The 15,358-nt window shown below is 74.2% G+C and carries 10 protein-coding genes and 1 riboswitch; of the genes, 8 read left to right on the top strand and 2 right to left on the bottom strand.

Features of this window, described 5'->3' with window-relative positions; translation table 11 throughout:
• The first annotated feature begins 31 nt into the window (after positions 1-31).
• The 6 genes from AC07AL_RS08715 (at position 32) to metE (ending at position 10,768) form a co-directional block, all read left to right on the top strand.
• Entirely contained in the window at positions 32-3,013 is a 2,982-nt protein-coding gene (locus AC07AL_RS08715) for a prenyltransferase/squalene oxidase repeat-containing protein (protein WP_478317231.1), read from the top strand.
• Positions 3,010-4,218 carry a hypothetical protein gene (locus AC07AL_RS08720; protein ID WP_478317232.1) on the top strand — a complete coding sequence of 403 codons (1,209 nt, stop codon included), beginning with the start codon at positions 3,010-3,012 and terminating at the stop codon, positions 4,216-4,218. The genes AC07AL_RS08715 and AC07AL_RS08720 overlap by 4 nt, the downstream gene beginning before the upstream one ends.
• A 10-nt stretch (positions 4,219-4,228) precedes the next feature.
• Entirely contained in the window at positions 4,229-5,464 is a 1,236-nt protein-coding gene (locus AC07AL_RS08725; RefSeq protein WP_478317233.1) for a CbiQ family ECF transporter T component, read from the top strand.
• Complete coding sequence (locus AC07AL_RS08730; RefSeq protein WP_478317234.1) at positions 5,461-7,134, top strand: ABC transporter ATP-binding protein; 1,674 nt, start codon at positions 5,461-5,463, stop codon at positions 7,132-7,134. Before AC07AL_RS08725 ends, AC07AL_RS08730 begins: the two co-directional genes overlap by 4 nt.
• Positions 7,131-8,036: an ECF transporter S component gene (locus tag AC07AL_RS08735; protein ID WP_478317235.1), complete on the top strand. Its 906-nt coding sequence runs from the start codon at positions 7,131-7,133 to the stop codon at positions 8,034-8,036. The genes AC07AL_RS08730 and AC07AL_RS08735 overlap by 4 nt, the downstream gene beginning before the upstream one ends.
• A 42-nt stretch (positions 8,037-8,078) precedes the next feature.
• Positions 8,079-8,275, top strand: a riboswitch (cobalamin riboswitch).
• 177 nt (positions 8,276-8,452) lie between these two features.
• Positions 8,453-10,768, top strand: a complete 2,316-nt coding sequence (gene metE, locus AC07AL_RS08740) for a 5-methyltetrahydropteroyltriglutamate--homocysteine S-methyltransferase (protein ID WP_478317236.1) — start codon at positions 8,453-8,455, stop codon at positions 10,766-10,768.
• Positions 10,769-10,875: 107 nt separating this feature from the next.
• Here metE and metF read toward each other — a convergent pair whose 3' ends face one another.
• Entirely contained in the window at positions 10,876-11,793 is a 918-nt protein-coding gene (metF, locus tag AC07AL_RS08745) for a methylenetetrahydrofolate reductase [NAD(P)H] (RefSeq protein ID WP_478317237.1), read from the bottom strand.
• A 114-nt stretch (positions 11,794-11,907) separates the two neighbouring features.
• On the opposite strand from metF, the gene folP reads away from it, so the two are divergent.
• Positions 11,908-12,768 carry a dihydropteroate synthase gene (gene folP / locus AC07AL_RS08750; RefSeq protein ID WP_363619702.1) on the top strand — a complete coding sequence of 287 codons (861 nt, stop codon included), beginning with the start codon at positions 11,908-11,910 and terminating at the stop codon, positions 12,766-12,768.
• A 17-nt stretch (positions 12,769-12,785) separates the two neighbouring features.
• The gene (locus AC07AL_RS08755; protein WP_478317238.1) at positions 12,786-14,252 is read left to right on the top strand and encodes a short-chain fatty acyl-CoA regulator family protein; all 1,467 of its coding nucleotides are present in this window, start codon (positions 12,786-12,788) and stop codon (positions 14,250-14,252) included.
• Here AC07AL_RS08755 and AC07AL_RS08760 read toward each other — a convergent pair.
• Positions 14,198-15,346: a bifunctional 2-methylcitrate synthase/citrate synthase gene (locus AC07AL_RS08760; protein WP_478317239.1), complete on the bottom strand. Its 1,149-nt coding sequence runs from the start codon at positions 15,344-15,346 to the stop codon at positions 14,198-14,200. The genes AC07AL_RS08755 and AC07AL_RS08760 overlap by 55 nt on opposite strands.
• Positions 15,347-15,358: the final 12 nt, after the last annotated feature.

Consider the following 15,358-nt stretch of genomic DNA (forward strand, 5'->3'; position numbering starts at 1 on the left):
GCGTCCCACGTCGACCGACCAGGGAGTCGTCGTGAGGGTCAGCAGCAGTCGCACACGTCACAGGAACCGGGACCTCGCCTCCTTGGTGGTCGCCGGTGCCGTCGCGGTCGCCGCCTGCGGAAGCGTCCTGTTCGGGCGCCCCGGCACCGCGGCCGCCGACCCGATCGAGCGGTGCACGGCGACGACGGGCGCGATCGTCGCCGTCGACTTCACGCACTGGGGCGGCGGTGTCGTCCGGGGCTGCGACGCCCACCCCACGACCGGGATGAACCTGCTGCACGCCGCCGGCTTCACCACCGCCGGAACCGAGCACGACGGACCCGCCTTCATCTGCCGACTCGGAACCGGGACCTTCAACAGCGGCACCCAGTACCCGACGCCGGCCGAGGAACCCTGCGTCAACACCCCGCAGGCCACCGCGTACTGGTCGTACTGGATCGCCGAACCCGGCCAACAGGCCTGGTCCTACAGCCGGTTCGGCGCCGGGACGCAGAAGCCCAAGCCCGGCGAGGTCGAGGCCTGGGTGTACGGCGGCACCGACATCGGCGGCACCAGCGGGGCACCGGGCTTCACGCCGGACTCTGTCCGGGCGAAGAGCGGTGGTTCGCCGGCTTCGCCGTCCGCCTCGCCGTCGCCCTCGGCGACCCCGACCCCGACTCCGACCCCGACTCCGACCTCGACCCCGACCGGGCCGTCCGCCGCCGGTGACCCGGCGGCCGCCGCGGCCTGGCTGGCCCGCCAACTCGTCGGCGGCGACCACATGGAGAACTGGGCCGTCGAGGGGCCGGACTACCCCCGGACCGCCCTCACCGCCATCGCCCTCGCCGCCGCCGGCACGCAGGACCCGGCGCTGCGCAGGACGGTCGCCTTCCTCTCCGCTCACACCGACGCCTTCCTCCACCCCGACGAACCGGCCGGCCGGCCCGATGCGAGGGCCGCCGCACTGCTGGCCCTCGTCGCCGAGAGCACCGGTGGCGATCCCCGGGCCTTCGGCGGCCGGGACCTGATCGCCGCGCTCACCGGCCACGTCTGCACGGCGGCGGGGGAGAACGGCAAGTGCACCGCCGCCGGGGACTTCCTCGGCGCGGCCTCGCCCTGGGTTCAGTCCCTCGGCGTCATCGCGCTCCAGCGCGCCGGCGTCACGCCACCCGCCCCGGCGCTTGCCCGCTTCACGGCGCTCCAGTGCGCCGACGGCGGGGTGGCCGGATCGATGATCGTCGCTGGCGACCACTGCGAGTCCGACCCGCTCACCACCGGCCTCGCGGTCCTCGCCCTGCGTACGGCGCCCGGGTACGAGACGGCCGCGAGGAAGGCTTCGGACCAGCTCGCGGCCGGACAGCAGGCCGACGGATCCCTCCTCCCGTACCTCGGCGCCCCCGGCGACACCATCAGCACCGCGAGCGCGGCCCAGGCGTTCAAGGCCACCGGACAGGACACCCGCCGGGCCGCCGCCACGGCCTGGCTCGCCGCCCGGCAGGGCACGGACGGCGGCTTCGGCCCCGACGCGTCGACCACCGACCCGGACCCGGCGGCCACCGAGCAGGCGATCCTGGCCCTGACCGGCACCGACCTCACCAGCGTCCGACACAACCCGGACGCCAGCACCACCCCGACGACGCCCGCCACCACCCCGACGCCCCCGCCCGCCGGGAGAGCCCCCGACGCCGCCAAGGGCAGCGCCTACCTCACCGACCCGTCCCGCCTGATCAACGGCCGCTACTACGAGGGCTTCCCGGCCTTCGCCGACTTCGGCCTCACCATCGACGGCGCCTACGCCCTCGCGGCCACCGGCACCGACGACGCCGCGCTGCGCAGGATCGTCGACTTCCTGGACCAGCCGGGCAAGGACGCCAGCGAGCGCACCGTCAACGACTGGACCGGCATCGGCACCGAGTACGCAGGCGGCGGCTCGATCGGAAAGGAGGCGCTGCTCGCCGAGGCGGTCGGCCGCAACCCGCGCGCCTTCGGCGGCCACGACCTGATCGCCGCCCTGGCCGCCCTCGTGTGCACCAAGGCCGACCAGAGCACCGGCTGCGCGGCGCCCGGCAACTACACCTACGCGACCTCGGTGTTCTCCCAGGCGCTCGGCATCATGGCCCAGCTCCGGGCCGGGGACTCGACGAACGCGGCTCCCGCGATCGCCTACCTGAAGGGCCTCCAGCACCAGGACGGATCGTGGCCGAGCCTGATCCCCGCCACCGGTGACTCCGACGTGGACAGCACGGCGATGGCCGTCATGGCCCTCGCCCTCGTGCCGGGCGACGAAGCCGCGCGGGCCGTCGACCAGGGCCTCGGCTGGCTCGCCGCGCGGCAGCTGCCCGACGGCGGCTTCCCGGGAGCGGCCGGCGACTCGACCAACTCGGCCGCGCTCGCCATCCAGGGCATGACACTGCGCCAGTCCACGTACGGCGCCCAGATCGCCAAGGCGCGCGACTTCCTGTCGGGCCAGCAGAACGGCGACGGCGGGTTCAACGTGGCCTCCGCCGGGCAGCCGGGATCGGACGTCCGCGCGTCCACGCAGGTGCTCGGCGGTGCCACCGGGATCTCGTTCGGCACGCTGTTCCGGGAGCTCGGGGGAACGTCGACGCCGACGCCGACTTCCACCGGGACGGCGACGCCGACGGGCACGCCCACGGGTACGCCGACGGGCACGCCGACCAACACCCCGACCGGCACGCCCACGAACACATCCACGAACACGCCCACAGGTACGCCGAGCCCGACGGGCTCTCCCGGCACGGCTGGGCCCTCGGACACCGCCGCTCCCTCGACCGGCGACGGTTCGGCCACCTGGTCGACCGGCGGCATCGACGCTCCGGCCGGAGGCGATGGCGGTGGCGCCGTCGCCCCCGCCGGTGGCGTGGCGGCGCAGACCGGCTCCGGCAGCCTGGCCGGGACCGGAACCCAGGCCCTGACGCTGACGGCGGGTGCGGGCGTGCTGACCGCGCTCGGCGCGGCGGCCGTCCTCGTCGCCCGGCGCCGCACCGCGGCCGCCCCGGGGCGTCACCGGTGAGCCGGGGACTCGGCGGTCGGCTCGGCCGGCTGTCCGGGGCGGCGGCCCTGACCTTCGCCCTCGCGTTCGGTGGCGTCGCCGTGGGCACCGCCCCGGCGTCCGCGGCGCCGCTGCCGATCGACCAGTGCACCACCGCCTCCGGCGTGGTGCTCGCCGTGGACTTCAGCAAGTGGGGCGGCCCGCTGCTGCGTTCCTGCGGGACCACCCCGACCACCGGCTTCACCCTGCTCAACCAGGGCGGCTGGAAGACCACCGGGACCGGCCACGACGGTCCGGCGTTCATCTGCCGGATCGGCTACAGCGGCTTCCAGGGCGGTAAGCAGTTCCCGGCCCCGGACCAGGAGAAGTGCGTCCTGACGCCCCCGGCCACGGCCTACTGGTCGTACTGGCACGCCGATCCGGGCCAGAACGAGTGGTCTTACAGCCAGCTCGGCGCGATGAGCTACCAGCCGAAGCCCGGCAGCGTCGACCTCTGGATCTTCGGTGGCACCAACGTCGAGGGCACCGAGGGGCGGCCGGGCTTCTCGCCGGACAGCGTTCGCGCCCACAACTCCAGCCCCGGCGGGCAGCCCGCCGACCCCGGTCAGGGCACCACGGGCGGCTCCGGCGATTCCAGCGTCTCCGGCGGCGGGTCGACGGGTGCCACGGGTACGACCGGCGGCAGCAGCAGCGGCACCGGTTCGAGCGGCGGAACCGGCGGAACCGGCGGAACCGGCGGAACCGGCGGCACCGGCGGTACCGGAAACGCAAGCGGAACCGGCAGCACCGGCAGCACCGGCACCGCCGGTGGCACCGGATCGGGCCGGGCCCCGGCCCCCGCCAAGCCCCCGGCGGGCGGAGCCCGTCCGCCCGCGCCCGCCACTACCCCGGGGCCCGGCGCCGCCGCCACCCCCGAGGACGGCATCACTCCGCCCGGAGCGCCCGAGCCGACGCCCGTGCCCGCCACACCGGTGCCGGTCGAGCCGTCCACCGCGCCGCCGACGGACACCCCGAGCGATCAGCCGACCCCGCAGACGGTCGAGGCCGCGGCCGCGCCGACGTCGACCTCCGCCGTGCCCGGCGGCGTGGTGGACGCCAATCCGGTGGCCGACGCCCCGCACGACTCCGGGTCGATGGCCCCCGCCGTCATCGCGACCGCCCTCGTGGGGGCGCTGGGCGCGGCCACCGTGGTCGTCGCGCGACGGCGCCGCCGCCGGGCCGAGTGATCCGGTGACCATGCCCGACAAACCCGACGCCGGCCCCCCGAAGCCCACCCCGAAGCCGAAGCCCACCCCCGGACGGGACGCCGGGAGCCGGCGCAGCCCCCGGAACCTGCACCCGCTGGCCTGGTGGACCTGGGCGCTCGCCCTGGCGACGGCGGCCAGCCGCACCACCAACCCGCTGCTGCTCCTGCTCGTCCTCGCCGTGCTCGGCTACGTGGTCACCGCCCGCCGGACCGAGGCCCCGTGGGCGCGCGGGTTCACCTACTACCTGTGGCTGGCTCTGACCGTGGTGGCGATCCGGGTGGTGTTCCGGTGCGTCTTCGCCACCGGCATCACCCCGCACGACCACCTGCTCTTCTCGCTCCCGCACCTGCCCACCCCCGCCTGGTACGCGGGCATCCAGATCGGCGGGCCGGTCTCCCTGGAGGCGACCCTCTCCGCCGCCTTCGACGGGCTGCGCCTGGCCTGCCTGATCTGCTGCATCGGCGCCGCCAACACCCTCGCCAACCCCAAGCGCGCCCTGCGCGTCCTGCCCGGCGCCCTATACGAGCTGGGCGTCGCCGTGACGGTGTCGCTCAGCGTCGCCCCGCAGCTGGTGCAGAGCGTCCAACGCGTCGCCCGGGCACGGCGGTTGCGCGCCGGGCAGCGGAAGGGCATCCGCGCGCTGCGCGGCATCGTCGTCCCGGTGCTGGAGGACGCGCTGGAGCGTTCGCTGCACCTGGCCGCCGCGATGGACTCGCGCGGCTACGGCCGCTCCGGCACCGCGACCCGCCGCTCCCGCCGCATCACCGGCGCCCTGATGCTGCTCGGCATGTGCGGCCTGTGCGCCGGGGTGTACGGGCTCCTGGACGGAACCGCCCCCGCTGCCCTGGGACTTCCCGCCTTCCTCGCGGGCGCCCTGCTCTGCGTGGCGGGGCTGATCCTCGGCGGCCGGCGCGTACGGCGCACCACCTACCGGCCGGACCGCTGGCGGGCCGCCGAGTGGGGCGTCGCGGGCTGCGGGGTGACCGCCGCCGTCCTGCTGTTCGCCACCGTCGGCTACGCCGCCACCGATCTCAACCCCTCGCTCTACCCGCTCAGTTGGCCGAGCCTGCCGCTCGTCCCGGTGCTCGCCCTGCTGCTGGCCGGCGCCGCCGGGGTCATCGCGCCTCCGCCCGGACGTACCCCGGAGCCCGGACGTACCCCGGAGCCCGCCGCCGGGACCCGCCGCACCGGCGCCGACCGCACGACCCCCGAGGTGAGCACGTGATCCGATTCGACCAGGTCGGCGTGGTGTACGACGGCGAGACCGCCCCCGTCCTGCGCGACGTCGACCTGCACATCCCGGAGGGCGAGCTCTGCCTGGTGGTCGGCCGCACCGGCGTCGGCAAGTCGACCCTGCTCGGCGCCGTCAACGGCCTCGTGCCGCACTTCACCGGCGGCACCCTGCGCGGCCGGGTGACCGTGGACGGCCGGGACACCGCGCACCACCCCCCTCGCGAACTGGCCGACGTGGTCGGCGTGGTGGGGCAGGACCCGCTGGCCGGCTTCACCACCGACACGGTGGAGGAGGAACTGGCCTACGTCATGGAGCAGTTGGCCGTCCCGCCGGAGGTGATGCGCAAGCGTGTCGAGGAGACCCTCGACCTGCTCGGCCTCGCCGACCTGCGCCACCGCGCCCTGCACGATCTCTCCGGCGGCCAGCAACAGCGCGTCGCCATCGGCTCGGTGCTCACCGCGCACCCGCGCGTCCTGGTCCTGGACGAACCGACCTCGGCGCTCGACCCGACCGCCGCCGAGGAGGTGCTCGCGGCCATCACCCGTCTGGTCCACGACCTCGGCGTCACCGTCCTGCTCGCCGAACACCGCCTGGAGCGGGTCGTCCAGTACGCCGACCGCGTCGCCTACCTGCCCGGCGACGGCACGGTCGTGCACGGGCCGCCCGCCGAGGTCTTCCGGCGCACCGCGATCGCGCCGCCGGTCGTCGACCTCGGGCGGCTGGCCGGGTGGCGGCCGCTGCCGCTCTCCGTCCGGGACGCCCGGCGCGCCGCCGCCCCGCTGCGGGAGCGGCTGAACGACGTGCCCGTTCCTCCGCCGCGCCGGGCAGCGGTGGCGGGGGAACGGGTGCTGGACGCCCGAGGGGTGGTCGTCCGGTACGGGCCGGTGGCCGCCGTCCGGGAGGTCGGGCTGGACCTGCGGGCCGGTGAGGTCACGGCGCTGATGGGGCGCAACGGCTCGGGCAAGTCCTCGCTCCTGTGGGCCCTCCAGGGCTCGGGCCCGCGACAGGGCGGCAGCGTGCAGGTCCTCGGAGCCGACGGCGGGCCGGCCGCGGACCCCAAGCGGCTCTCCGCGACCAGGGCCCGGCAGCTCGTCGGGCTCGTCCCGCAGACCCCGACCGACCTGCTGTACCTGGAGACGGTCGCCCAGGAACTCGCCCAGAGCGACCTGGAGGCCCGCCGCGCAGCCGGCTCGACCGTCGCCGGCCCGACCACAGCCGGCCCGACCGCGAGGCAGATCCTCGACCGGCTCGCCCCCGGGATCCCCGACGGCACCCACCCCCGGGACCTCTCCGAGGGCCAGAAGCTGGCCCTGGTCCTGGCGATCCAACTGGCCGCCGCGCCACGGGTGGTGCTGCTGGACGAACCCACCCGAGGGCTCGACTACCACGCGAAGGAGGCGCTCACCGGCATCGTGGACGCCCTCGCCGCCGAAGGCCGCACGGTCGTCGTCTCCACCCACGACGTCGAGTTCGTCGCCGCCGCCGCCGACCGGGTGGTGGTGATGGCCGAGGGCGAGATCGTCGCCGACGGCCCCACCGCCGAGGTCATCGTCGCCTCGCCCACCTTCGCCCCCCAGACCGCCAAGATCCTCGCCCCGCTGCCCTACCTGACCACCCGACAGGTCGCCGCCGCCCTCGCGCCCGCGCAGGCCGCCCGGTGAGCGCCGTCCGGATCCCCGGCCGGGCCCGCGTCGTCGCGGCCCTGGCCGCCTTCATCGGCCTGGTCGCCTTCACCTGGCCGTTCGTCGTCGCCCCCGGAAAGTTCGGCTCCTCCTACGCCCCGCCGCTGATCTTCGGCGCCCTGCTGGTCCTGGTGCTCGCCGTCGTCATCGCGGAGATCGCGGCCGGCGGCATCGACGCCAAGGCCCTCGCCATGCTCGGCGTCCTGTCCGCCGTCAACGCCGGGCTGCGCCCGCTCGGCGCCGGCACCGCCGGAGTGGAGACGGTCTTCTTCGTCCTCGTCCTGGCCGGCCGGGTCTTCGGCCCGGGCTTCGGGTTCACCCTCGGCTGCACCTCGCTGTTCGCCTCCGCGCTGCTCACCGGCGGCGTCGGCCCCTGGATGCCGTACCAGATGTTCGGCTGCGCGTTCGTCGGCATGCTCGCCGGGCTCCTGCCGAGAACCCGGCGGCGGCGCTGGGAGGTGGCGATGCTGGCCGCGTACGGGGCGTTCTCCGGGTACCTCTTCGGCTTCCTCCTCAACCTCTCCTTCTGGCCGTTCTCCACCGACCCGAACAGTTCCATCGCCTACCTGCCGGGGCTGCCCTTCACCGAGCAGTGGCACCGCTACCTGCTCTTCGACCTCGCCACCTCGCTCGGCTGGGACACCGGCCGTGCCGTCACCACCTTCACCGCCGTGCTCGTCGTCGGCCCGGCCGTCCTCACCGTCTTCCGCCGCGCGGCCCGCCGCGCCAACTTCGAGCCCATGGTGCGCTTCGAGGCCCCGGACGGTCGACGAGTCACCGCGAACGACACCGCGAACGACACCGCGAACGACACCGCGAACGGCTCCGCCATCGGCTCCGCGAGCGGCGAGGGAGTCTCACCATGCGGACGGATTCCGTGAATTCCGCGTCGGCCCCGGCGGTTTGCCCCTAAGCTGGCGACGCAGCTGGTTCGTCCTGCCCGCCAGGCAGGACGTCGCAAGAGGGAACCCGGTGGGAATCCGGGACTGCCCCGCAGCGGTGAGTGGGAACGACCGCCGTCATACGCACTGGACCCGGGACGGGTCTGGGAAGCGATGGCCAGTAGGTACCGGACGCCAACAGGCCCGGTGCGCCCACGAGTCCGAAGACCTGCCCGTTGCCCGCCCGCGGACCGTTCCGCGTGCGGATATCCCGGTGACCTCGTGGGCGGGTCGGCGACCATACCAGGCGGATCGGGCACACGCGTCGACGTGAGCCGCCGCCCGGTTCGTCATCCCTTCGCGCTCTCGTCCCGTCCCCGGGCACTTGAGGAGCCAGACTCGCGAAGGAGAGTCCCTTGACCACGAAGTCCGCAGCCGCGGCAACCAGGGCCACCGTGTACGGCTACCCCCGGCAGGGCCAGGGCCGGGAGCTGAAGAAGGCCATCGAGGGCTACTGGAAGGGCACGGTCACCGCCGACGCCCTGCGGGAGACGGCGGTCGGCCTGCGCCGGGAGAACTGGGCGCAGCTCGCCCAGGCCGGGGCCTCGGAAGTGCCCACCGGCGACTTCTCGCTCTACGACCACGTACTGGACACCACGGTCGCCGTCGGCGCGATCCCGGCCCGCCACCGGGCGGCCGTCGAGGCGGACGCGCTGGACGGCTACTTCGCCATGGCGCGCGGCACCCAGGAGGTCGCGCCGCTGGAGATGACCAAGTGGTTCGACGCCAACTACCACTACCTGGTGCCCGAACTCGGCCCGGACACCGTCTTCACCGCGAACCCGGCCAAGGCCGTCGGGGAGTTCCGGGAGGCGCTGGCGCTCGGCCACACCGCACGCCCCGTGCTGGTCGGCCCCCTCACCTACCTGCTGCTCGCCAAGCCCGCCCCCGGTGTCGCCGAGGACTTCCAGCCGATCACCCTGCTGGACCGGCTGCTGCCCGTCTACGCGCAGCTGCTGGCGGACCTGAAGGCGGCCGGCGCCGAGTGGGTGCAGCTGGACGAGCCCGCGCTGGTGCAGGACCGCACCCCGGCCGAGCTGAACGCCGCCGCCCGCGCCTACCGTGAGCTGGGCGGCCTGGCGGACCGTCCGAAGCTGCTGGTCGCGAGCTACTTCGACCGCCTGGGTGAGGCCCTGCCGGTGCTGGCCAAGGCCCCGGTCGAGGGCCTGGCGCTGGACTTCACGGGGCCCGCCGCGGCGAACCTGGATGATCTGGCCGCCGTCGGCGGGCTGCCCGGCAAGCGGCTGGTCGCCGGGGTGGTCGACGGGCGCAACATCTGGATCAACGACCTGGAGAAGTCGCTGGCCACCCTGGCGACCCTGCTGGGCCTCGCCGAGCGGGTCGACGTCGCGCCGTCCTGCTCCCTCCTGCACGTGCCGTTGGACGCCGCCGCCGAACGCGACGTCGACCCGCAGATCCTGCGCTGGCTCGCCTTCGCCAAGCAGAAGGCCAGGGAGGTGGCGCTGCTGGCCCGGGGCCTGCGCGAGGGCACGGGGGCGATCGCCGCCGACCTGGCCGCCAACCGCGCCGACCTCGCCTCGCGCGCCAACTCGCCGATCACCCACGACCCGGCGGTGCGCGCCCGTACCGCCGCCGTCACCGCCGACGACGCCCGCCGCGCCCAGGCCTACCCACAGCGGGCCGAGGCCCAGCGCGCCCGGCTCGGCCTGCCGCTGCTGCCGACCACCACGATCGGCTCGTTCCCGCAGACCTCCGAACTGCGGGTCGCGCGGGCCGACCTCACGGCGGGCCGGATCGACGCCCCGGCCTACCGGGAGCGCATCGAGGCGGAGGTCCGGGAGGTCATCGCCTTCCAGGAGAAGGCCGGACTGGACGTCCTGGTGCACGGCGAGCCCGAGCGCAACGACATGGTCCAGTACTTCGCCGAACAGCTCACCGGCTACCTCGCCACCCGGCACGGCTGGGTGCAGTCCTACGGCACCCGGTACGTGCGCCCGCCGGTCCTGGCCGGGGACATCTCCCGCCCGCACCCGATGACCGTCGACTGGTTCGGCTACGCGCAGGGCCTCACCGACCGCCCGGTCAAGGGCATGCTCACCGGCCCCGTCACGATGCTCGCCTGGTCCTTCGTCCGCGACGACCAGCCGCTCGGCGACACCGCCCGCCAGGTCGCCCTCGCCCTGCGCGACGAGGTCACCGACCTGGAGGCCGCCGGCGCGGCCGTCGTCCAGGTCGACGAGCCGGCCCTGCGCGAGACCCTGCCGCTGCGCGCCGCCGACCGCCCGGCGTACCTGGCGTGGGCGACCGAGTCCTTCCGCCTCGCCACCTCCGGGGTGCGGGCCGACACCCAGGTCCACACCCACATGTGCTACGCCGAGTTCGGCGCGATCATGACGGCGATCGACGAACTCGACGCGGACGTCATCTCGCTGGAGGCCACCCGCTCGCACATGGAGGTCGCCGGCGAACTCGCCGGGGTCGGCTACCCGCGCGAGGTCGGCCCGGGCGTCTGGGACATCCACTCCCCGCGCGTCCCGAGCACCGAGGAGGCCGTGGAACTGCTGCGCGCAGGCCTGGCCGCCATCCCCGCCGAGCGGCTCTGGGTCAACCCCGACTGCGGCCTGAAGACCCGCGGCTGGACGGAGACCCGCGCCTCGCTCGACAGCCTCGTCGGCGCCGCCCGCCACCTGCGCGCGGAGCTCGCCGGCTGACCCCCCGGTGACGCGACCCGGCCGGGCCCCGCACGCCGTGCGGCGCCCGGCCGGGTGGGCCCGGGACCGTCCCCGGGCGGGCTTCCGCAACGGCGGCCCGGCCCGTTTCACCCGGACCCGGGAAGCCCGAGGTTCTGGTAGATCTCCGTCGTCACCGTGGAGAAGTTCATGGTCATGAAATGCAGCCCGGGAACTCCCTCGGAGAGCAGGCGCCGGCACATTCCGGTGGCGTGATCGATACCGATCGACCGGACGGCCTTCGGGTTGTCCTGGTGCTTCAGCATGCTCTCGGAGAGATTATCGGGAATGGCGGCAGTGGTCAGTGTCGGAATCCTGCGAAGCGACCGGATACTGGTCACCGGCATAATCTCCGGAATGACCGGAACGGTGCATCCGGCCGATTCCAGCCGATCCCGGAAACGGAGGTAGCTGTCCACGTCGAAGAACATCTGGGTGATGGCGTAGTCGGCTCCCGCCCGGCACTTCTCGATGAAGTGCCTGATCTCGGAATCCCAGTCGGGGGACCTCGGGTGCAGGTCCGGGAACGCGGCCACGCCGACGCAGAAGTCGCCGGACTCCTTGATCAGCCGCACCAGGTCGGAGGCGTACTCCACCCCGTCGGCGTGGCGGTGCCAGGTGCCCAGCGGATCGCCCGGCGGGTCGCCGCGCAGCGCCAGGATGTTGCGAACTCCCTGGTCAGCGTAGTGGCCGAGGATGTTCCGCAGTTCGGCGACGCTGTGGCCGACTGCGGTCAGGTGGGCGGTCGGCGTGAGGGTGGTCTCCTGCGCGATGCGGCCGGTGACGTTCACCGTCCGCTCCCGTGTCGACCCGCCGGCACCGTAGGTCACGGAGACGAAGGTGGGGGACAGCGCTTCCAGGCGCCGGATCGCATTCCACAGGCCGACCTCCGCTTCGGCGCTCCGGGGCGGCATGAATTCGAAGGAATAGGAAAGCCTGCCGGTCGCGAGGAGTTCGCGGACGGAGGTCGCCCGATCCGTGCGCGTGGAGGGAATTCCGAGTGTCATGGCAGGAGGTTAACCAGCCGGGCTCGCGGTAGTCCTCAGGTGTCCACTCTGTGATACGAATTCTCTCGGTGGTACGAGTTGGGAGACGGGTGGGGCGGGCGGCACAATGGGCGCATGAAAAGACCTTCGCAGGTATTGTCGGGACTGCCCGGATGGGATCGGTGCGCGGTGATGGGAGTCGTGAACGTGACCCCCGACTCGTTCTCGGACGGCGGCCGCTGGCTGGACCCGGGGCGCGCGGTGGACCGTGGACTGCTGCTGGCCGAGCAGGGCGCGGACATCGTGGACGTCGGCGGGGAGTCGACCCGGCCGGGAGCGACCAGGGTGTCCGAGGAGGAGGAACTGCGCCGGGTCCTGCCGGTGGTGCGCTCGCTCACCGACAAGGGCGTCCTGGTCAGCATCGACACGATGCGGGCCCGGGTCGCCGAAGCGGCGGTGGAGGCTGGCGCCCGGATCATCAACGACGTCAGCGGGGGCCGGGCCGACGCGGGCATGGCCCGCGCCGCGGCCAGGGCCGGAGTGCCCTTCGTCGTCATGCACTGGCGCGGGCAGTCCGCCCACATGGACGAACTGGCCGCGTACGAGGACGTCGCGGCCGAGGTGATCCGCGAGGTCGCACGGCAGATGGACACGGTGGTGTCGGCCGGGGTCGACCCCGCCCAGGTCATCGTGGACCCGGGCCTCGGCTTCGCCAAACGCCGGCAGGACGACTGGGCGCTGCTGGCGTCACTGGACGCCTGGCGCGTACTGGGGCGCCCGCTCCTGGTGGCGGCCTCGCGCAAGCGCTTCCTGGGCGAGCTGCTGGCCGACCCGCGGACGGGCGAGGCCCGTCCGGCCCGTGAACGCGACGCGGCCACCGCGGCGGCCAGCGTCCTGGCCGCCGCGCAGGGCGCCTGGGCGGTGCGGGTACACGAGGTCCGTGACACCGCCGACGCCGTCCGGGTCGAGGCCGCGATCCGAACCAACCGGGTCTGAGAGAGGAAGTACGCGCCATGCCACGTCCGACCGGGCGGAAGATCTACGCCCACGCCAAGCTGCGCCGACTGCGCCGCGAGCACGGCATGAACCAGGTCGAGCTGGCGCGCGAGCTCGGCATCTCGACCAGCTACCTCAACCAGATCGAGCACAGCCAGCGCCCGCTGACCGCCGCCGTGCTGCTGCGGATCGCCGAGGTGCTCGGGGTCGACCCGGAGTTCTTCTCCGAGGCCGAGGAGGAACGCCTCGGCACCGACCTGCGCACCGCGCTCGCGGACGAGGCCTGTGGCGGAGCCGTGCCGACGGAGGAGATCGCGGAGGTGAGCCGGAACCACCCGGAGGTGGCACGGGCCCTGGTCGCGCTGCACCGCGGCTACCGCGAGGCGCTCGCGCGGGTCGTCGACCTCGGTGAGCCCGGCACCGGGGCGGGCATCCGCCCGGCCGAACCCCATGACGAGGTCAGGGACTTCTTCTACACCCATCACAACCACATCGCCGCCCTGGACGAGGCGGCGGAGCGGACCGCGCGGTGCCTGGCGACGACGACCGCGGGCCGCACCGCCGCCGCGCTGGCCGCCCGCCTCGGCGAGCGGCACGGGGTGCGGGTGCTGGACGCCGACCACCGGCGGCCCGGCGACCTGCGGCGCTACGACCCGGCGGCCGGCACGCTGCGGCTCTCACCGTGGCTGGCCGGCGGCCGGCGTGCCTTCCAACTCGCCACCCAACTGGCCCTGCTGGAGCACCGGCCGCTGCTCGACACGCTCGTGGCGGCGGCCGGGCCCGGCCTCACCTCACCCCAGGCCGCCGACCTGGCCAGGATCGGCCTGGCCAACTACTTCGCCGGCGCCCTGCTGATGCCGTACACCGCCTTCCACACGGCCGCCGAGGAGCTTCGGTACGACATCGAGCTGCTCCAGGCCCGCTTCGGGGTCGGGTTCGAGACGGTCTGCCACCGGCTGAGCACCCTCCAGCGTCCGGGCCGACGCGGCGTCCCGTTCTCCTTCCTGCGCGCCGACCGGGCGGGCAACATCTCCAAGCGCCAGTCCGCGACCGACTTCCACTTCTCCCGCCTGGGCGGCACCTGCCCGCTCTGGACGGTCTACGAGGCCTTCTCCGCGCCCGGCCGGATCCTCACCCAGGTCGCCGAGATGCCGGACGGGAAGCGCTACTTCTGGATCGCCCGCACCGTCTCCCACGGCGGCTTCGGGCACCGCGCACCGCGCAGCGAGTTCGCCGTCGCGCTCGGCTGCGAGCTGCGCCACGCCCACCGCCTCGTCTACGCCGAGGGCGTCGCGCTCGACGCTCCGGGAGCGGCGACCCCGATCGGGCTGGGCTGCCGGATCTGCGAGCGCCGCGACTGTGTCCAGCGCGCCCGCCCGCCGGCGGGCGGGCGCCTGGCGGTCGAGCCGGACCGCCGCAGCCGCGTTCCCTACGCCGTGCTCGGTGACAGCCCCGGCACCGGGCGCTGGCCGGGGCCGTCGTAGCAGGCGAGCGGGCGGATCAGGGAGTTGTGGGCGAGCTGTTCGGTGATGTGGGCGGTCCAGCCGGTGATGCGGCTCATCACGAAGACAGGTGTGAAGACGGGGGTGTCGAAGCCCATCAGGTGGTAGGCGAGGCCGGCGGGGTAGTCGAGGTTGGGGTGGATGCCCTTGCGTTCCAGCATCGCCTCGCGCAGTGCGGCGTGCAGGGCGGCCAGCCGGGCCGTCCCGGGGTCGGCGCTGCGGGCCACCAGGGCGTCCAGGGCGGCCTGCATGATCGGGACGCGGGAGTCGCCGTGCTGGTAGACGCGGTGGCCGAAGCCCATGATCTTCCGCTTGGCGGCGAGTGCCTCGTCGAGCCACTGCGCGGCCCGGGCGGTGTCGCCGATCTCCTCCAGCATGTGCATCACGGCCTCGTTGGCGCCGCCGTGCAGGGGGCCCTTGAGTGCGCCGATCGCGGCGGTGACGGCGCTGTAGAGGTCGGAGAGGGTGGAGGTGACGACGCGGGCGGTGAAGGTGGAGGCGTTGAAGCTGTGCTCGGCGTACAGCACGAGGGAGATCTCGAAGCAGCGGACCACCTCCGGGGCGGGCACCGCGCCGAAGCACATGTGGAAGAAGTTCTCCGCGTAGCCGAGCCCGGGGTCCGGCGGGACGGGCGCCAGGCCCCGGCGGCGGCGCTGGTCGGCGGCGACGACGGTCGGCAGTTTCGCCAGCAGGGTGAGGGACTTGGCGAGGTGGGGCGCGGGGCGGCCGTCGTCCTCGGTGGGGTCCTCGGCGCCGAAGAAGCTGACGGCGGTGCGCAGCACGTCCATCGGGTGGCAGGTCTCGGGCAGCTTGGCGAGCAGTTCGGCGGTGGTGCGGTCGAGCGGGCGCAGGGCGGCCTCGCGGGCCCGGAACTCCCGCAGCTGTCCGGGGTCGGGCAGCTCGCCGTGCCACAGCAGGTAGGCGACCTCCTCGAAGGAGCGCTGGGCGGCGAGGTCCTGGACGGGGTAGCCGCGGTAGGTGAGGGAGTTGGTCTCCTGGATGACGGTGGAGATCCCGGTGGTGTCGACGACGACACCGGCGAGTCCGCGGTGGATCCCGGGTGCGGTGGTGGGCATGGCTGGTCTCCG

It is taken from the genome of Kitasatospora sp. NPDC043949 (assembly GCF_056435365.1).